At 32.1% G+C, this 18,756-nt stretch carries 16 protein-coding genes and 1 rRNA gene; 10 read left to right on the top strand and 7 right to left on the bottom strand.

The window, feature by feature from the left end; all coding sequences use genetic code 11:
* The first annotated feature begins 41 nt into the window (after window positions 1-41).
* From rrf to WN975_RS06730, 3 genes are all read left to right on the top strand, one after another.
* Window positions 42-151 (top strand): 5S ribosomal RNA (gene rrf, locus WN975_RS06740).
* Window positions 152-404: 253 nt separating this feature from the next.
* Window positions 405-857: a DUF1569 domain-containing protein gene (locus WN975_RS06735; protein ID WP_337965830.1), complete on the top strand. Its 453-nt coding sequence runs from the start codon at window positions 405-407 to the stop codon at window positions 855-857.
* 24 nt (window positions 858-881) lie between these two features.
* A complete protein-coding gene (locus WN975_RS06730) occupies window positions 882-1,316 on the top strand; it encodes a nuclear transport factor 2 family protein (protein WP_337965829.1) in 435 nt (144 codons plus the stop codon).
* A gap of 4 nt (window positions 1,317-1,320) precedes the next feature.
* On the opposite strand, the gene nth is transcribed toward WN975_RS06730, so the two are convergent.
* Window positions 1,321-1,965, bottom strand: a complete 645-nt coding sequence (gene nth, locus WN975_RS06725) for an endonuclease III (protein WP_337965828.1) — start codon at window positions 1,963-1,965, stop codon at window positions 1,321-1,323.
* Between the two features lie 48 nt (window positions 1,966-2,013).
* A complete protein-coding gene (locus WN975_RS06720) occupies window positions 2,014-2,880 on the bottom strand; it encodes an alpha/beta hydrolase (RefSeq protein WP_337965827.1) in 867 nt (288 codons plus the stop codon).
* 139 nt (window positions 2,881-3,019) lie between these two features.
* On the opposite strand from WN975_RS06720, the gene WN975_RS06715 reads away from it, so the two are divergent.
* The 6 genes from WN975_RS06715 to WN975_RS06690 all read left to right on the top strand — a co-directional run bounded on the left by WN975_RS06715 (window position 3,020) and on the right by WN975_RS06690 (window position 12,654).
* A complete protein-coding gene (locus WN975_RS06715; RefSeq protein ID WP_337965826.1) occupies window positions 3,020-4,447 on the top strand; it encodes a glycogen synthase in 1,428 nt (475 codons plus the stop codon).
* Window positions 4,437-5,717, top strand: a complete 1,281-nt coding sequence (locus WN975_RS06710) for a glucose-1-phosphate adenylyltransferase (protein WP_099712880.1) — start codon at window positions 4,437-4,439, stop codon at window positions 5,715-5,717. Before WN975_RS06715 ends, WN975_RS06710 begins: the two co-directional genes overlap by 11 nt.
* Window positions 5,718-5,755: 38 nt before the next feature.
* Window positions 5,756-7,660, top strand: coding sequence for a 1,4-alpha-glucan branching protein GlgB (gene glgB, locus WN975_RS06705; protein WP_337965825.1), 1,905 nt, complete (start codon window positions 5,756-5,758; stop codon window positions 7,658-7,660).
* 202 nt (window positions 7,661-7,862) lie between these two features.
* Window positions 7,863-10,262 (top strand): glycoside hydrolase family 31 protein, encoded by a 2,400-nt coding sequence (locus tag WN975_RS06700; RefSeq protein ID WP_099712600.1) that lies wholly within the window; start codon window positions 7,863-7,865, stop codon window positions 10,260-10,262.
* An 85-nt stretch (window positions 10,263-10,347) separates the two neighbouring features.
* On the top strand, window positions 10,348-11,157 hold the full coding sequence (locus WN975_RS06695) for a M48 family metallopeptidase (RefSeq protein ID WP_337965824.1): 810 nt from the start codon (window positions 10,348-10,350) through the stop codon (window positions 11,155-11,157).
* A gap of 177 nt (window positions 11,158-11,334) precedes the next feature.
* Window positions 11,335-12,654, top strand: coding sequence for an MFS transporter (locus WN975_RS06690; protein ID WP_337965823.1), 1,320 nt, complete (start codon window positions 11,335-11,337; stop codon window positions 12,652-12,654).
* Between the two features lie 17 nt (window positions 12,655-12,671).
* Here WN975_RS06690 and WN975_RS06685 read toward each other — a convergent pair whose 3' ends face one another.
* From WN975_RS06685 to WN975_RS06665, 5 genes are all read right to left on the bottom strand, one after another.
* On the bottom strand, window positions 12,672-14,507 hold the full coding sequence (locus tag WN975_RS06685; RefSeq protein ID WP_337965822.1) for a serine hydrolase: 1,836 nt from the start codon (window positions 14,505-14,507) through the stop codon (window positions 12,672-12,674).
* 303 nt (window positions 14,508-14,810) lie between these two features.
* Complete coding sequence (locus WN975_RS06680) at window positions 14,811-15,536, bottom strand: head GIN domain-containing protein (RefSeq protein ID WP_337965821.1); 726 nt, start codon at window positions 15,534-15,536, stop codon at window positions 14,811-14,813.
* Window positions 15,537-15,555: 19 nt separating this feature from the next.
* Window positions 15,556-16,614 (bottom strand): hypothetical protein, encoded by a 1,059-nt coding sequence (locus WN975_RS06675; RefSeq protein ID WP_337965820.1) that lies wholly within the window; start codon window positions 16,612-16,614, stop codon window positions 15,556-15,558.
* Window positions 16,598-17,131 carry an anti-sigma factor gene (locus WN975_RS06670; protein WP_099712594.1) on the bottom strand — a complete coding sequence of 178 codons (534 nt, stop codon included), beginning with the start codon at window positions 17,129-17,131 and terminating at the stop codon, window positions 16,598-16,600. The genes WN975_RS06675 and WN975_RS06670 overlap by 17 nt, the downstream gene beginning before the upstream one ends.
* Window positions 17,128-17,682, bottom strand: a complete 555-nt coding sequence (locus WN975_RS06665) for an RNA polymerase sigma factor (protein WP_337965819.1) — start codon at window positions 17,680-17,682, stop codon at window positions 17,128-17,130. Before WN975_RS06665 ends, WN975_RS06670 begins: the two co-directional genes overlap by 4 nt.
* Window positions 17,683-17,853: 171 nt before the next feature.
* Here WN975_RS06665 and WN975_RS06660 point away from each other — a divergent pair, with 171 nt between their 5' ends.
* The gene (locus WN975_RS06660) at window positions 17,854-18,534 is read left to right on the top strand and encodes a hypothetical protein (protein ID WP_337965818.1); all 681 of its coding nucleotides are present in this window, start codon (window positions 17,854-17,856) and stop codon (window positions 18,532-18,534) included.
* Window positions 18,535-18,756 lie beyond the last annotated feature (222 nt).

Raw genomic sequence — 18,756 nt, 5'->3', positions numbered from 1 at the left:
TTTAATTAAATGCAGAAGTTGCCTAAAGCAACTAACGACCTTAAGGTGGTTATTGCGGCGGGGCTCACCTCTTCCCATCCCGAACAGAGTAGTTAAGCCCGCCTGCGCAGATGGTACTGCAGTTATGTGGGAGAGTATGTCGTCGCCTTTCTTTTGAAAAATCCTCATCATTTACTTGATGAGGATTTTTTTGTTTATAAAATATACAATGAATTATTCGGGATCCCTGATTAGAAAGTGGAAAAGTAACGGCTTGAGAATCGTTTATTTGAAAATTATCTTATACTTATTGTGATAAAGAGATTCTCAGCGAAGTAATTAAATTACTAGCGTAATGCTTATTTATGTTAGATTTTATATTTTTGTGACACTATCAATACCAAAATTTTATACTAGAGTAAATTATGAAAAACATTTTTGATAAAGAAGTTTGTAATGAATTTATAAATCGAATCAATAAACTAACTCCAGAGTCAAAAGCACTTTGGGGAAAAATGAATGTTTCGCAAATGCTGGCTCATTGTAATGTGTCTTATGAAATGGTTTATGACAATATTCATCCAAAACCTAATACCTTTTTTAGATTTATATTAAAATTACTTGTAAAAAATAAAGTGATAGATGATAAACCTTACGCTAGAAATAATGGAACTGCACCTCAGTTTATAATAAAAGGAGATCGAAATTTTGATATCGAAAAGGATCGCTTAATTGCTTACATTAATAAAACTCAAGAATTGGGAGAAGGAGAATTTGAAGGAAAAGAATCTCTTTCTTTTGGAAAATTGCATTCAGGAGAATGGAATAATATGTTCAGCAAACATCTGGAACATCATTTGAGTCAGTTTGGTGTTTAAATTGTATCTTTTAATTTGATTTTTATGAGATTATATATTTTATTAATTGCATTATCGTTTGGGTTATCTGCAAATGCGCAGAAACAAGATGTTCAGAAAACTATTGAGTCTTTTTTTGAAGGATTTCATCAAAAAGATACGATTAAACTGAAATCGGTTTGTTCTGATAAGATTATTCTGCAATCTATTAGTGAGAGTAAAACCAAGGGAAATAAATTAACTGATGAAAGCGCAAAAGAGTTTTATAATTCTATTAGAACAATCCCTTCTAATCTTAAATTTAATGAAAAGATTTTAAGTTATAATATTCAAATTGATGGCTCGATGGCGCATGTTTGGGCTCCTTATGAATTTTATCTGAACGATAAACTGAGTCATTCCGGTGTAAATACTTTTACTTTATTTAAAGAAAAAGATTCCTGGAAGATTATTTATCTGATTGACACGAGAAGAAAGTAGTTTTTTAGATAACTTCTGTTAGATAATAATTGCAAGAGTCGGCAATTATGCATTCTTCGCACTTTGGCTTTGGTCGGCAAGTTTCTCGTCCTAAAAAAGAGATTGCCATTCCAATTTCTGACCAGATATTTTTCGGTAAAACTTGCATCAGGTCTTTTTCGACTTTAATTCCGTCTTTAACTTCTTTTATTATCCCTATTCTCGGAGCTACACGAATTACGTGTAAATCAGCAATAATTCCTTCAGCAGGTTTATGAGTTTCTCTAAGGATTACATTCGCAGATTTTCTTCCAATCCCTTTTAAAGCGGTCAAATCCTTCATGTTTAGAGGAATATCTTTGTCATTTTGAATAGTTTTAGCAATTTCCAAAAGCCATTGCGCTTTCGTTGGATAATTTCGAACTTTACTAATATAAGGAATAAAAGTTTCTGGATCAGTTTTAGACAAACTATTTAAAGTTGGATATTTTTCAAATAAAGCTGGTGCAATTTTATTAATATTGGCATCAGAATCCTGCGCAGATAAAACAACCATAACCAATAACTGATATGTATTTTGATATTCTAAAGGATGTGTTTTGCCTTTATATTTGTCTAAAATAGGCGTAAGTTTCGTTTCCCAATTAGATGTTTCTCCAAATAAATCCATTTTATTTTCCTTTAGAATTTAATAATCAAAACTGTAACTATAACAAAATTAGTTAGTTTTAATGAATTCTAGTGTTTTTTTAATAACATTTTGATTTCCAAGTATTTTTCTATGTCCTAATCCATCGGTTAGATACAAAGTTCCGTTTTCAAGTTGTTGATGAATATGAATTCCTGCTTTTACAGAAACTTCAGGATCATCATTATCGTGTATTACCAATATTGGAATTTTTACTTTTTGCGCTGCTCTATAAGCTGAAAAGTCATCCATTTTTACTTGATATTTATCCTCAAAAAGATCTCGAAGTCGGTCACTTATTTCTTGTTTTAAACCAAGTTTTACAATAAAATCATCTAATATATCCTGAACAATATCTCCACTTCCTATTACTACTGCTTTGTTTACTTTTAGCCCGTCTTTTATTGCATTCAGAACTGACATTCCGCCTAACGAATGTCCAATTGCGATTTCAAACGGACCATATTGTTTATCAATTTCTAAAATCGAAGCAATAAACTCTGACATTATTGTTGTTTTTCCTTTTGATTTTCCGTGTGCAGGAGCATCAAAACTGACAGTTGAATATCCATTTTTTAAAAGTTCATCTGCTATTTTAAATAATTGTGTTCCTCGTCCTGACCAGCCGTGAACTAACAGAATCCTTCTATCACTTTGTCCGTAGTGATAAGTCACAACGTTTTGATTAATAGCCGGAACGTAAACAGTTTTTTGAGTACATTTTTGATCCATCTCAAACTCTCGTTTGGGAATCTTATGTTTTATTGGTGTGGTGAATAGCTTTGCTGCGTATGACGTAACTAATTTGGTTGAAATAAAAGCGCATATTTTACAGGATATAATTATAAACTGAGGAATTTCTAATGATTTAGTAGGATTAGTTACCTTTTTTGTCATATCAATAAATTTTTTCTGAGGGCTTAGTTTTGCTTATTTTTTTTCTAAATTTAAAAAACATAAAAGTAGCATATTAATGAATGTTTACTGAAAAAAATAATTCACAAATTACTATTTAATACGATTATAAAATTTTAGCATGGAAATATTTCATATCAGTGCAGAATGTTACCCAATGGCAAAGGTTGGCGGATTGGCAGATGTAGTTGGCGCTTTACCTAAATATCAAACAAATGCCGGTCATCAGGTGAGAGTTGTTGTACCTTGTTATGATACTAAATTCAGAAAAGAAAATGACTTTGAATGTGTTCATTGGGGAAGTGTTAAGTTGGGAAATTTTAATTTTCCGTTTAGTGTTTTAAAAGAAACTACAGATAAGCTGGGGTATGAATTATATCTGATAGAAATTAATGAATTGTTCAATCGCCCCAATGTTTATGGATATGAAGATGATATTGAGCGTTTTTTATCTTTTCAAATTGCAACTTTAGATTGGATTCTGGCACGAAAAACTGTTCCGGATGTTATTAATTGCCACGATCATCATACAGGAGTAATTCCGTTTATGATTAAATATGCTTATAAATATGAAAGTTTAGCCAATGTAAAAACGGTAATTACAATTCATAATGGATTGTATCAAGGTTGGTTTGGTTTCGATAAATTACATTATTTGCCGGAATTTGATTTGATTCATGTTGGATTTTTAGAATGGAATAATTCTTTAAATTCTCTGGCAGTCGGAATTAAATGTGCGAATGCCGTAACGACGGTTTCTCCAAGTTATTTGAACGAAATAAATATCTCCGCAAATGGATTAGAGGGATTGTTTAATTCTGTGCGTTATAAATCAAGAGGAATTTTAAACGGAATTGATATTGAGGTTTGGGATCCTTCGAAAGATGTAATGATTGCTGAAAATTATTCTGTTGAAACTTTCGAAACAGGAAAACAAAAGAATAAAGAAAAATTATGTGAGCAATTTGAATTAGATCCCACAAAACCATTATTCAGTTTCATTGGTCGTTTATTTGAAGAAAAAGGTGGAGACTTATTGCCGCAAGCTTCAGCATTGGCATTATCAGAAAATTTCGAAAACATTAATATTTTAATTTTAGGTTCAGGAAATTCATTAATTGAAGAACAATTGGTGCAATTACGAAATGATTACAATGGAAATTATAATGTTTTTATTGGTTATAATGAAGAATTGGCTCATTTGATTTATGCAGGTTCAGATTATATATTAATGCCGTCAAGAGTAGAACCTTGCGGATTAAATCAAATGTATGCTTTGCGTTACGGAACGGTTCCAATTGTGAGAAGAACGGGAGGATTACGAGATACTGTGATTGATTTTGGTGACGATGGAAACGGAATTTGTCACGATCAGGCTTCAGTTGGTGATATTTGTTACTCTATAAATCGTGCGGTCAAGTTGTATGACGATAAAATAAATTTCAATAAAATAGTAAAGAAGGGAATGGCAATAGATCATTCCTGGGAAAGAGTTTGCCAAGAATATATCGAGATATACAACCTAATAATTGAGAAAAATGAAATTTAAAAAGAAAAATGTAGTTGCTATTATTTTAGGAGGAGGACAAGGATCACGTTTGTTTCCATTAACCGAAACAAGATCAAAACCAGCAGTTCCGATTGGTGGAAAATACCGATTGGTTGATATTCCTATTTCAAATTGTATCAATTCTGATATTTTTAAAATATTTGTTTTGACACAGTTTAACTCGGCATCTTTGAATGCCCATATCAAAAACACCTTTAATTTTAGTATTTTCAGCCAATCATTTGTTGATATTTTGGCAGCTGAGCAAACTCCGGATAATCCAACTTGGTTTCAGGGAACTGCAGATGCTGTTCGACAATGTATGCCGCATTTTTTGAAACATGAATTTGATCATGCTTTGATTTTATCAGGTGATCAATTGTATCAAATGGATTTTAACGCAATGTTAGAAGCTCATATTGCTGCCGATGCTGAAATTTCTATTGCAACTTTACCGGTAAATGCTAAAGATGCTCCAGAATTTGGAATCCTTAAAACAGATCATGAAAATCGTATTCAGGCTTTTATAGAAAAACCAAATGCTTCATTATTACCTGAATGGGAATCTGAAGTAAGTGATCAAATGCGCGAAAAAGGTAAAAAATACCTGGCTTCGATGGGTATTTATATTTTTAATAAATCATTGTTGGTTGATTTAATGTGTAATCCTGAAACGAAGGATTTTGGAAAAGAAATTATTCCGGAGGCTGTTAATAAACATAAAATTTTAAGTTATCAATACGAAGGATATTGGACAGATATTGGAAACATTGAATCTTTTTTTGAAGCTAATATCGGTTTAACTGATGATATTCCGGAGTTTAATTTATTTGATAATGAGAACAAGATTTTTACAAGGCCAAGATTATTACCCCCATCAAAATTTAGAAATTCAATTATAAATCAATCTCTGATTTCTGAGGGCTGCATTATAAACGCCAAAGAAATTAAAAGATCTGTTATTGGTATTCGTTCCAGAATTGGCGCAGGTACTGTTATTGAAAATTGTTACGTAATGGGTAACGATTTTTATCAGGATCTTGATGAAATGCATCAGGAAAGCAGCGACAATAAAATTCATGTAGGAATTGGCGAAAACTGCTTTATACACAATGCTTTGGTTGACAAAAATGTTCGAATAGGAAACAACGTTCATATTAGCGGCGGAAAACATTTGGATAATTTCACGAATGAATTGTATAGTATAAAAGACGGAATTGTTGTCATTAAAAAAGGAGCTATTCTCGCTGATAATTTTAGAATAGAATAAAAATACCAAAAAATTAATTGTTGCCTTAAAAACCAAATATGAATAAAGTTATCACGCATTCTCTATTTACTGATTTTGATATTGATTTATTCAAAGCCGGAAAACACTTCAAATTATACGAAAAATTAGGAGCGCATTTAATTGAAGTTAACGGAGTAAAAGGCGTTTATTTTGCGGTTTGGGCTCCAACGGCAGAATCTGTTTCGGTAGTTGGTGATTTTAATTATTGGACTCAAGGCGAACATTTGTTGCAAGTTCGTTGGGATTCTTCTGGAATATGGGAAGGATTTATTCCGGATATTACAAAAGGAGCGCTTTATAAATATAAAATTCAATCGAATATAAACGGAATCGTAACCGAAAAGGCTGATCCATTTGCTTTGTATTGTGAGAAACCGCCTCATACAGCGTCTGTTGTCTGGGATTTGGATTATAATTGGAAAGACGAAAATTGGATGCAATCCCGTCAGGAAAATAATGCTCTCGATAAACCATATTCCGTTTATGAAGTGCATTTAGGATCTTGGAAACGTGCCGAAAACAATCGTTTTTTGACTTATCTGGAATTGGCAGACGATTTAGTGAAATATGTTAAGGAAACGGGTTTTACGCACGTAGAATTCATGCCAATTATGGAATATCCATATGATCCTTCGTGGGGCTATCAATTAACGGGATATTTTGCGCCAACTTCTCGTTTTGGAAAACCGCAGGATTTTATGGTTCTGGTTGATAAATTACATCAGGCTGGTATTGGCGTAATTTTAGACTGGGTTCCGTCACATTTTCCTGATGACGCGCATGGTTTAGGGTTCTTTGACGGATCTCATTTGTATGAACATCCAGATCGCAGAAAAGGGTATCATCCGGATTGGAAAAGTTTGGTTTTTAATTACGGACGTAATGAAGTTCGTGCTTTCTTAATTAGTAATGCTGTTTTTTGGCTTCAGCAATATCATGCTGATGGATTGAGAGTCGATGCTGTTGCTTCGATGTTGTATCTGGATTATTCGAGAAATGATGGCGAATGGGAACCTAATATTTATGGCGGAAGAGAAAATCTTGAAACCATAAGCTTCCTTAAAGAGTTTAATGAGGTAATCTACGCTAATTTTTATGGAGTTCAAACTATTGCTGAAGAAAGCACTTCTTTTCCGATGGTTTCAAGACCAACATTTACTGGCGGTTTAGGCTTTGGAATGAAATGGATGATGGGTTGGATGCACGATACTTTAAAATACTTTCAGAAGGAAACTGTTTATAGAAAATACCATCAAAACGATTTGACTTTTTCGATGACATATGCTTTTACGGAGAATTTTATGCTACCATTTTCTCATGACGAAGTAGTTTACGGAAAGAAATCTATTGCCAATAAAATGCCCGGAGACGAATGGCAGAAATTTGCCAATTTAAGATTACTCTACGGTTATATGTTCACGCATCCGGGAACTAAACTATTGTTTATGGGATCTGAATTTGGTCAAAGTGATGAATGGAATTTTGAGAAAAGTTTAGATTGGCATTTACTTCAGTATGATTATCATTCGGGAATAAAAAAAGTAATTACAGATTTAAATCACTTATATAAATCCCGTCCGGCATTGTATGAAAAGCAATTTACTGGCGAAGGTTTTGAGTGGATTAATTACTCAGATCATCAAAATGCAATTTTATCTTATATCCGAAAAGGAAATAACGCTAATGAAAATCTAGTTGTAGTTTGTAATTTCACGCAAGTGGTAAGAGAAAATTACAGAATAGGAATTCCGCAGAAAGGAAAGCTCGAAGAAATTTTTAATAGCGACGCAGCAATCTACGGAGGAAGTGGTATTGGAAATTCTAAAACAATAAAAATAGAAGCTACACCTTATGATGGCAGAGATTTTTCAGTCGAATTAATTTTACCGCCTTTAAGCGTTACCGTTTATTCGTTTGCATAAAAAATATTAATTATTTTTTTAGAATATCATTTTGTCAGTTTAGTGTTTTAAAATTGTCGAATTGGTGATTTTTTGAGCCGTTATTTAGTACTCATTCAGAAAAAACGTTTTCGTGAATAATCCTTTTATTCATAGAGGTTTATCTACTTTTTTTGTATGTTTGAAATAAAGATTAGCGATCTACAATTAATTCATTAGCGATATGATTACAAATACATCATTAGAATATAAAGGCGATTTATATCCATCAAAAATTGTCTCATTTCAGCATGAAGGCGATTCTATCTTTTTTCATACTGACAATAAAGTAATCTTAAAAGTCACTATTCTTAGAGATAGTTTAATCCGATTTCGTTTTACTACAAAAGGGTATTTTAGCAACGATTTTTCATATGCAATTGATAAAACACAGCTTCACGGTTATAATTTTTTAGAACTTACAGAAGAGGAAACTTATTTCCAGATTAGAACGAGTAAAGTCAAATGTAAGATTCAAAAATCAGATCTTCGTTTGTCTATTTATGATTTAAATGATCTTTTGATTCTCGAAGATGAACTTGGTTTTCACTGGGAAGAAAGCTATGAATATGGCGGAAATATTGTAAAAATGAGTAAATCGTCAAAAGACGGAGAATGTTTTTACGGTCTTGGTGACAAGGCAACTCAAATGAATTTAAAAGGTAAAAGATTAGAAAATTTTGCCACTGACCAATATGCTTATCAAAAAGAGCAAGATCCATTATATAAAGTAGTTCCGTTTTATATTGGGTTGCATAACAAGCAATCTTACGGGATTTTCTTTGACAATACATTTAGAACTTTCTTTGATTTTTGTCAGGAAAGAAGAAATGTTACCAGCTTTTGGGCTGAAGGCGGCGAAATGAATTATTACTTTATTTATGGACCACAAATGCAAGATGTGGTCACTACATATACTGATTTGACTGGTAAACCGGAGTTACCGCCACTTTGGGTTTTGGGTTATCATCAATGTAAATGGAGTTATTATCCGGAAAGTAAAGTAAAAGAAATTACTTCGAAATTTAGAGAACTAAAAATTCCTTGTGACGCCATTTATCTGGATATTGATTATATGGAAGGATTTCGATGTTTTACATGGAATAAAGAATATTTTCCTGACCCAAAAAGAATGGTCGCAGAATTGGCCGAAGACGGTTTTAAAACTGTTGTAATCATCGATCCGGGAATTAAAATCGACAAGGATTATTGGGTTTATAAAGAAGCTTTAGAAAAAGATTATTTCTGCAAAAGAGCCGATGGACCTTATATGAAAGGTAAAGTCTGGCCAGGAGAATGTAACTTTCCAGATTACACAAATCCCGTTGTAAGAGAATGGTGGGCGGGATTATTTAAAGAATTAATTTCAGACTTTGGAGTAAAAGGAGTTTGGAATGACATGAATGAACCTGCCGTTATGGAGGTTCCAAATAAAACTTTCCCAATGGATGTTCGTCACGTTTACGACGGAAACCCTTGTAGTCATAGAAAAGCACATAATATTTACGGAACACAAATGGCGCGCGCAACTTATCATGGTGTTAAGCGATTTGCATATCCAAAACGTCCATTTGTGATCACAAGATCTGCTTATTCAGGAGCACAACGTTATACATCGTCCTGGACAGGTGATAATGTGGCAACTTGGGAGCATTTATGGATTGCAAATATTCAGGTACAAAGAATGTGTATTTCAGGAATGGGATTCACAGGTTCTGATATTGGAGGTTTTGCTGAACAGCCAACGGGAGAATTATATGCACGTTGGATTCAATTAGGTGTTTTTCATCCGTTTTGTAGAACGCACTCTTCCGGAGATCATGGAAATCAGGAACCTTGGGCTTTTGACGAAGAAGTGATTAATATTACCCGCAAATTTGTGAGTTTGCGTTACCAGTTATTACCTTATTTATATACCATGTTCTGGCAATATATTGAAGAAGGAATTCCTATGTTAAAGCCATTAGTTTATTACGATCAGGACGATACACAAACGCATTATCGTAACGACGAATTCATCTTTGGAAACCAGATTTTGGTTTGCCCAATCCTTGAACCTAATGCTGTAGGTAGACGTATGTATATTCCAAGAGGTGAGTGGTATAACTATTGGACAAATGAGTTTTCGACAGGAGGAAGAGAAGTTTGGGTTGATACCAAATTTGATGAGATTCCGGTGTTTGTAAAAGCAGGCGCGATAATTCCAAAATATCCGGTACAGCAATATGTTGGTGAGCTTGAGTTTGATGAATTGGTTCTTGATTTGTACTTTAAAAACGGAAAAGAGAAATCAGTAGTTTATGAAGATGCTCAAGACGGTTACGATTATAAAAAAGGACGTTATAGCTTTTTATCTTTCACTACAGTGGGAAAAGAAAAAGAACTAATTGTTCAGCTTCATAAAGAAGGAAAATATGATACACCTTATACTAAGTATAAAATTAATTTGATTGGATTACCTTTTAAAGTTACTGAAATCGAAATTGACAATGAAAATGTAGTGTTTGACAAAATAGCTTTTGAGGAGAATAAGTTCTTAATTGTTGATAAAGAGTTTACTGAATTGCATATAATAGGAGAATAAGTAAATTCTGATAAATTTTATGAAAATTATATAAATTGGAAATTAATAATAATTGTATTTTTGTGTGTTGTAAAATATCAAAATCATGAAAAAACATTTAATAATAGGCCTATTTGCAGTCGTTTTAGCCGGATGTGCAACCAATCCAATTACGGGAAAACAAAATTTAAACTTTGTTTCTAACAGCGAATTATTTCCAACATCATTTCAGCAATACAGTACTTTTTTAACTGAAAACAAAGTTATTACAGGAACTGCTGATGCAAAAAGAGTTGATTTGGTAGGATCAAAAATCAAGTCTGCTGCCGAAAAATATCTAAACTATTTAGGGCAATCTCAGTATTTAAAAGATTACCGTTGGGAGTATAAACTAGTTGACAACAAAGAAGTAAATGCATGGTGTCTTCCAGGAGGAAAAATTGTCGTTTACTCAGGGATTTTGCCTGTAACTCAAAACGAATCTGGATTAGCAACGGTTATGGGACACGAAGTTTCGCACGCATTAGCCAATCACGGAGCACAGAGAATGAGTGCTGCACAATTGCAATCAATAGGAGGCGCAGTTTTAGATGCTGCAACAAGTAATAAATCAGCACAAACTAAAGAAATATTTTCGCAAGCTTACGGAATGGGTACACAAGTAGGAGTAATGCTTCCGTTTAGCAGAAGCAACGAAAGTGAAGCCGATAAAATTGGATTAACATTAATGGCAATAGCAGGTTATAATCCAGATGATGCAATTGCATTCTGGACCAGAATGTCAGCTAATTCAGGAGGTGCAGGAACACCGGAATTTATGAGTACGCACCCATCTGATGCAACGAGAATTGCAAATTTAAAAGCATTAATACCAGAAGCCAGAGCGACAGCGCTTAAAGTTGGTATTATAAAATAAAGAAAATCATTAGATAAATAAAAAAGCTATTCTAGTTTTAGAGTAGCTTTTTTATTGTGATATAATACGTGCTGGTTTCCGGATTGTTCATAATTTAATAATACAGGAATTTTTTAAAATCTAGCTGTTTATGATAAAAATTAGATAAATTCGTAGCGCACTAACAAAACCATTTCTATGAAAAACCTACAAAAAGGAGATAAAAAATTACTAAATGCCTGGGCGTTTTATGATTGGGCGAACTCGGTTTATACCCTTACAATTGCTTCGGCAGTATTTCCTATTTTTTATGAAGCTTTATTCTCTGATCGCGATCATTATATAGATGTTTTTGGAATGCATCTTAAAAATTCAGCTTTAATTAGTTTTACCACTGCTTTTGCATTTTTAGTGGTTTCTTTTATTTCTCCATTATTATCAGGAATTGCTGATTATGTTGGGAATAAAAAGTCCTTTATGAAGTTTTTCTGTTATTTGGGAGCTTTATCTTGTATGGGATTATATTGGTTTGATCTTGGGAATATTTATCTTGGATTAGCATTTTATTTCCTTGGATTAATTGGATATTGGGGAAGTTTGGTTTTTTATAATTCATATTTACCAGACATTGCATTTGAAGAACAACAAGACAGAATTAGTGCCAAAGGATATTCGTTAGGTTACATTGGAAGTGTAATTTTATTGATTATCAATCTTGCAATGATTATGAAACCAAAACTTTTTGGAATCACCGGAACAGATGGCGAAGCGGCGATGAAAGCAATGCGTTATTCTTTTATAATGGTAGGAGTTTGGTGGATATTATTTAGCCAATACACTTATTATTATTTACCAAAAGGAAGCAAAGAAACAGGCGAGAAATTGACAAAATCTGTTGTTTTTAATGGTTTCAAAGAACTTAAGAAAGTTTGGTCGTTATTGAAAGAAAATATTCCGTTGAAGAGATATTTAGGCGGATTCTTCGTTTCTAGTATGGCAGTACAAACCGTTATGCTTGTTGCTACTTATTTTGGCGCTCAGGAAATTCAATGGTCATCAAAAGAAGAAGGAACTATTGGATTAATTATTTGCATTCTGATTATACAATTAGTTGCAGTTATTGGAGCAGTTTTGACTTCAAGAGCTTCTGCTAAATTTGGAAATATCCCAACCTTAATTGTCATTAATAGCGTTTGGGCAGTATTTTGTGCCTTGGCTTTCTTTATAACTTTACCAATACATTTTTATGTTATGGCAACTGTTGCAGGATTTGTAATGGGCGGAATCCAAGCTTTATCACGTTCTACTTATTCAAAATTATTACCAGAAACCGAAGATACAGCTTCATTTTTTAGTTTTTATGATGTAGCAGAAAAAATAGGAATCGTAATCGGAATGTGCGTTTATGGTATTATCGATCAAATTACCGGAAGCCCTCGCGCAGCAATTGTAATATTAGGAGTTTTCTTTGTTACAGCAATTTTCTTATTGAGACGAGTACATAAAAAGGCACTTTAAAAGCGCCTTATAATAAATTATTTTAATTTTAGCTGCGCATCGATTTTTGCAATCATTTGCGCAGCATTTTTATTTTTAGGATTTAAGTCTAATGATTTTTGATAGTTTTGTTTGGCAAGTTCCAGTTTTCCGACAGCTTCATAAATTTCACCTAAACTATCATAAGTATTTGCAGATTCAGAATACTCGCTACAATTAAGTTTGAAAATTTGAAGCGAAAGATCGATTTCCTTTTTATTAAAATAGCTATATCCTAAGTTATTGAGACTTTCTTCAAAATTATAATCAGGATATTTTAATCTTAGTTTCTTAAATTGATTTACTGCTGTTTCAAAAGTATTCTCGCTAAAAATTTCAATCAATTGAGTTTGTGACGTTCTTATTTGATCTAATGTGAGAACTAATTCTTTGGACGTATATTTTGGTCGTGAAATAGTCAGTCCTTTTAGTTCGTTTTTATTTAGGTTAAACCGAATTATATTGGGATAATTTTCAATTCTAAAAGAGTTATCGCCAATATAATACATTTCGTTTTTTTCGACATTAAAATTATCTTTTAGATAAGGAGAATTAAGATATAAATGATTGTTTTCTTCAACGATTTTGGTAACACCTAATCTATCGTAACCATAAAGTATCTCAGTATAATATCCTTTTATAACTTCTTTTAAAGCCTTAGGAATTTGTTGATTATCATGATTATTAATTGTTTTTGTCCAATGAAGTTTTGTGATAATTTCTTTATCTAAATAACACATTACAGGCAAACGATTTGGTTTGTCTCCATTTGCCAAAATTGCAATTCCGTTGCCGTCTGTCATTGTAGCTAATAAATCTCCTCCGGTTCCGGTGTTTGAACCGTCATGCGAGAACCATTCCAGATTTCCAAAACCTAAACTTCGTTGCCAGCCATAACTCCAACCGCGAGGACCATTCATAGAGGCAATATTAGTTACTTTTTTGGCAACAGCCGTTGAAATTGTTTTGTTTCCTTTTCCTAATAATGCTTTTTGCATTTCGATCGCAATCAACGCTAAATCAGTAGGAGTAGACCATAAACCTGATGGTGCAACCTGCGGAGTAATTGGTATTCCGGTTCTAATGATTTCGCCTTTGCTATTATGAACTTTGGCAATATTGTTTAAGAAACCTTTTTCATTAGGTTGCAACATCGTTGAGTTTTGCAATTGCAAAGGATCAAGAAGCGTTTCTTTTACGATTTGTGCTAACGTTTTTTGAAAATGATCTTCAAGCGCACATTGAATAATTACATAACCGCCACCGCTATATTCAAAGTTTGTTCCCGGTTTAAAAAGAAATTCAATTGGTTTTTTTGATCTCGGAAGTAATTTTCCCTGTAAACTTTCTACAATAGTTGGTATAGAATCACCTTCGTAATAATCTTCAAAACCGCCTTGACTAGTTCCGGCAGTGTGAGATAAAAGTTGTTTCCAGGTTACTTTAGTATCTTTTGTAAAATTACTTTTAGGAAGTTTCCATCTTTCGAGGTAATTTTCAATTGGATCATCAAGGTTTATTAATCCTTTTTCTTCGAGCATTGCACAAACAATTGCCGTTATTGGTTTTGAAATCGAAGCAGTCGAAAATGCCGTGTTTTCATCGATTTTCTCATTAGAATCAGTAGCTTTTATTCCCCATTGATTTGTCCATATTATTTTATAATTTTCAAATACAACAACGCTCAAACCTTTAAGATTATACTTTAACATCATTTCCGAAGTGCTGCTTTTAAGATCTTCAAAAACTTTAATCTTATTTATATCTTCCTTTTTTTGTGCAAAAGATAAGGCACAAGAAAATGCCAGAAGGATAATTAATATTGTCCGTCTCATTATTTTTAGTTTTAAGAGATTGAGTTGAATTAAGGTATAGAATTTACAATATAAATTCTATGTTTCAGTAAATCTTTGAAGTGTGATCTAATGTCGTTGTCAAGTTTAATAATTTGTTTAAACCGACATTATATAAGGAAGTGTGATACTAAATACCTTAATTATCAGGTGAAATTCTTCTTGAAGATATTTTTTTTTGATTGAAGATTGAAATAAAAAGCTCAATAATAAAAAAAGATATTCTGTTTGTTTTTTGATTTGATGATTTTCGAAAATTCTTTTATTATTGAGCTTTAATCAACATTATGCTTTTGAAATATTTCCTGAACCGGAAACTTTTACATCGCGTTTTTCTGGATTTCCGCTATATTTTATATCTCCTGAACCAGAAACTCTTGCTGTTAAACTTTCGGTACAATTAACACGGCTATTTCCAGAACCTGAAACGTTAACATCTACGTTTTTAGATTTTAAACCGGCAGCATCAATATCTCCTGATCCTGAAATTTTTGTGGTGAAATTATCAGCAGTTCCTTTTAAACGTACATTTCCTGAACCGCTTAAATTAAGTTCTAAAGAATTTGAATCTACAGCTAAATTAAAGTTTCCTGAACCAGATAATTTTGCCAGAAACTTATCGCTTTTAATTGGATTTTTAGTCTGAATATCTCCTGAACCTGCCAATGCTAATTCTGAGATTTTATCAAACGGAATTGTCAACTGAACTTTTTTGCCCATACTTGGACGTAAGTTCGTATTGCTTTTATTGTGAATTTTAAGCGTATTATCTTCAACTTCAATAATAATAGCTGCGAGAATATTTTCTTCTCCTTTGATGATGATTTTACCTTCTTTTCCAGCAACTAAATCAACATCATAAAAGCCTGATACTTTTATGCCGTCATATTCGGCTGTAGTTCTGGTTTCGGTAACAACTTTACCATTTCCGTTTATTTTGTTTGATTGTGCATTTGCTATAAAACCAACTAAAAATGCTCCAAAAACTATAAGATGTACTACTTTTTTCATTGTTTAAAATTTTAAGTTATTATTTTTTGATTAATGATACGTTTCCGTAACTCGATGCTATTTGAATTTTATTTTGACCTTTTCTTTTATGATAACCACTTATATTTTTAGCGCTGCTTTTACTTTCGCTTACCGAAATTTCTAAATCAGCACCTGTTTTAATGCCTCCATATCTTGTTGCGATATCAAAATCAAAAGAATAATTTGGACTGTATCCTAATGAAACATCAGAATAACTCGAGTTTATATTAACATTGCCAGCTTTGTCATTTATAGTTCCAACACTCAATTTGCTATAAGTAATATCCGAAGTCAGATTGCTTGAAAGTTCAGAAATCAATATTGTCAGATAATTTCCTGATCCGGAAAAAGAATTTACTTTTTGAAATTTTATGGTTCCATAATTGCAATCATATTTAATATTCTGACTTTCTCCAACAATCAAATCACTATAATTAGCATCAAGATTAATATTTCCGGATTCATTAATTTTTAAATTTGAATAACGTGCTTCTATATTCGAATTTTTAATATAATCAATTGCAGAACTTTCGCAATATTCGATATGAATAGTATTGTTTGATCCATTTAATCTTGCCAAATTCACTTTTCCGTATTTACAAGTAATATCAGTCGTAGATTCAAGATTTAGAGTAGTTATATTTCCGTATTTGTTTTCGAGTTTCACAGAACCGTTTTTCGGGATTTTAATCACATAATTAATTTCGAAACTATTGCTGCTTCCTTTACTTTTAAACGATGAGCTTCCAATATTTGTAACAGCTGTAACCAATGATTTTAAGGCTGTAATATCAACATCGATACTGTTTAGTTTTTCGTTAACCCAGTTTTCATTTCCGCCGGTTACTTTTATTGTAATGTCAATATCAATTTTATCTTCGTCCCAAGTTGATACTGTGATGTTCCCATATTTATTGGTAATATCAATTCCTGCATTCGAATTTACGATATAGGTTTTTTTGATACTTTTTTGTTTTGAAATGTAATTATCATCATTTGAAAACCCTAGTAAAGGTATTAAAATGAATAGAATAAGTAAGTTATAATGTTTTTTCATCAGATGTGTTTTTTAGATTTTCGTTTTCTTCAATTCGTTTTAAAACAGTTTGTAAAAAAGAGATTCGCGTTTGCAGATTGCTAATCATGGCGTAAATAATTTGTTTGTTCTCGCCATTTTTCTGAAGCTCTTTTATGATTTTTGCATAATCGGCATCAAAAACTTTCATTTGCTTTAGCGCATCATTAATAATTTGTTCGTTTTCAGGCGAATTTTTCTCTTTTAGTTTTACAAGTTCATTATCGATTAAAATGCTGAAAATAGAATCAGTACGTTTGGTTTCATTAGATGCAAACTTGAATTCTTTTGGTTTGTCATTTTTATAAAAAACAGATATTCCTAACATCAATACAATTGAAGCAGCAACAGCTGTTACAAACCAATATTTCCTTTTGGATTGCTTTTTATTTAATTTGTTTAAGAAATCAACCTGATGGTCAGAATTCATTTCCTGAATATCCCATTGATCTTCAAATTTGTTAAATAATTGGTCTAAATTGTCATTTTCCTTTTTCATATTTCCTCTAATTTTTTTCGTAGACTTTCTTTAGCTCTGCTTAAAGTTGTTCTACAATTGGCATAACTAATATTCAAAATTTCGCAAATCTCTTCCTGATCATAACCTTCAATATAAAATAGCGTCAAAACCATTCGATAATTATCTTTTAATGATAAAATGGTATCCAAAACCTGTTTCACTTTAAGTGAATTCAGATCTATATTTTCAGAAAAGAAACTGTCATTTTCTTCTATTTTATAAAGTGTTTTACTCAAATCCTCGACTTGAAACGCGTTATTTTTTTTGTAAAAATCAATACTATAATTGATAATTATTTTTTTTAGCCACGCTCCAAAAGCGACTTCCTGCTTGTAGTCATTGATTTTTGTAAACGCTTTCAAAAAGCCTTCTTGCATGACGTCTTGTGCAAAATGTTCGTCCTTCACAATACGGTAAGCCACGTTATACATAGCTTTACAGTAACGATTGTAAACTTCGAATTGAGCCTTTTGATTGTTTTCTTTACAAAGAGCGATTAATTCTTCGATATTTTGATTGGTTATGTTCAAGTTTTGATTGCTAGTTTTTTATAATGACTTTGCTTTTTTTGGTTTGTTACACTTTTCATAAACTTTTTTTTATTTTTTTTCTTTTACGCAAAGCCGTAAGGAAAAATAAAATGATCGGTTTATTTTTGGTTAGAAATTTACTTACAATATACCATTAACAAATCTAAAACTATGAAAAGATTAAAATTTACCATTTTTGCGACATTCTTTCTATCGCTATTTTTATTAAATTCATGCCAGAGTGATTCTGGTGACACAGCACAAGCTTCGTCTGGAGACTATTGGCCTACAGCAGTAGGAAATCAGTGGGTTTTGGACCAAAGCGGACAAAGTGTTTCAATGAAAATTATTTCTTCGGAAAATGACTATTTTAAATTTGATCAATTTTCAGGAATGGGTCAAGGTGTAACAGGAAGTGCATCTGTTTATTTAAAAAAGGTTAAAGGAGATTATTCTATAAAAATAGACGAACTTAAATTTGATTACGGACAAGGAATAACAGGTAAAAGTTCTGGTTATGAATTTATTTTCTTTAAAGATTATTTAGATGTTAATAAAACATGGACAGGAAATTTTGTACAGGAAACTTCTTTTAGTATTGCTGAATTTCCTGCTATTAAAATGAATGTAAGTTATACAGGAACTATTTTAGAGAAAGCTTCTACTGCTATTGTAAATGGAGTTACTTATAATGATGTCATAAAATTCAAGTTTCATCAGGAAGTAAAAATCGAAGGTCAGCCTTCGAGTGCATCAGATGCAGAATATTGGTTAGCTAAAGATATTGGAGTTATAAAATTTACAGCAGGAGATGTTGTAAGTGTTTTAAAATCATATGTTGTCAAGAAATAATAACTTATTAGTATTTAAAACCCGAAAGTGATTTCGGGTTTTTTATTCTTTGTAATTAATGTTGTTTGATAATTTAAAATACCAAAAGTGACATTTGAAAACTTTCTTTTTTGGTTTTGGCATAATGATTGTCTATTTTTACTGCCTATCATGTAAATCAAACACTTAATGAAGTTGTACTAAAAACTACAGAGCGTTTGGATGAATTTGCAGTTAGGATTA

The sequence above is a fragment of the uncultured Flavobacterium sp. genome (assembly GCF_951805225.1).
Lineage (GTDB): Bacteria > Bacteroidota > Bacteroidia > Flavobacteriales > Flavobacteriaceae > Flavobacterium.
Note: the sequence above shows the minus strand (reverse complement) of the source record. Positions and strands in the feature narration are given on the sequence as shown.

What these genes read in the sequence shown, in the direction of transcription:
- WN975_RS06700 (WP_099712600.1), top strand. Translation starts at nt 7,863, where the DNA reads ATGATTACAAATACATCATTAGAATATAAAGGCGATTTATATCCATCA.
- WN975_RS06735 (WP_337965830.1), top strand. Translation starts at nt 405, where the DNA reads ATGAAAAACATTTTTGATAAAGAAGTTTGTAATGAATTTATAAATCGA.
- WN975_RS06695 (WP_337965824.1), top strand. Translation starts at nt 10,348, where the DNA reads ATGAAAAAACATTTAATAATAGGCCTATTTGCAGTCGTTTTAGCCGGA.
- WN975_RS06670 (WP_099712594.1), bottom strand. Translation starts at nt 17,131, where the DNA reads ATGAAAAAGGAAAATGACAATTTAGACCAATTATTTAACAAATTTGAA.
- WN975_RS06720 (WP_337965827.1), bottom strand. Translation starts at nt 2,880, where the DNA reads ATGACAAAAAAGGTAACTAATCCTACTAAATCATTAGAAATTCCTCAG.
- WN975_RS06710 (WP_099712880.1), top strand. Translation starts at nt 4,437, where the DNA reads ATGAAATTTAAAAAGAAAAATGTAGTTGCTATTATTTTAGGAGGAGGA.
- WN975_RS06685 (WP_337965822.1), bottom strand. Translation starts at nt 14,507, where the DNA reads ATGAGACGGACAATATTAATTATCCTTCTGGCATTTTCTTGTGCCTTA.
- WN975_RS06730 (WP_337965829.1), top strand. Translation starts at nt 882, where the DNA reads ATGAGATTATATATTTTATTAATTGCATTATCGTTTGGGTTATCTGCA.
- WN975_RS06660 (WP_337965818.1), top strand. Translation starts at nt 17,854, where the DNA reads ATGAAAAGATTAAAATTTACCATTTTTGCGACATTCTTTCTATCGCTA.
- WN975_RS06680 (WP_337965821.1), bottom strand. Translation starts at nt 15,536, where the DNA reads ATGAAAAAAGTAGTACATCTTATAGTTTTTGGAGCATTTTTAGTTGGT.
- glgB (WP_337965825.1), top strand. Translation starts at nt 5,756, where the DNA reads ATGAATAAAGTTATCACGCATTCTCTATTTACTGATTTTGATATTGAT.
- WN975_RS06690 (WP_337965823.1), top strand. Translation starts at nt 11,335, where the DNA reads ATGAAAAACCTACAAAAAGGAGATAAAAAATTACTAAATGCCTGGGCG.
- WN975_RS06675 (WP_337965820.1), bottom strand. Translation starts at nt 16,614, where the DNA reads ATGAAAAAACATTATAACTTACTTATTCTATTCATTTTAATACCTTTA.
- nth (WP_337965828.1), bottom strand. Translation starts at nt 1,965, where the DNA reads ATGGATTTATTTGGAGAAACATCTAATTGGGAAACGAAACTTACGCCT.
- WN975_RS06715 (WP_337965826.1), top strand. Translation starts at nt 3,020, where the DNA reads ATGGAAATATTTCATATCAGTGCAGAATGTTACCCAATGGCAAAGGTT.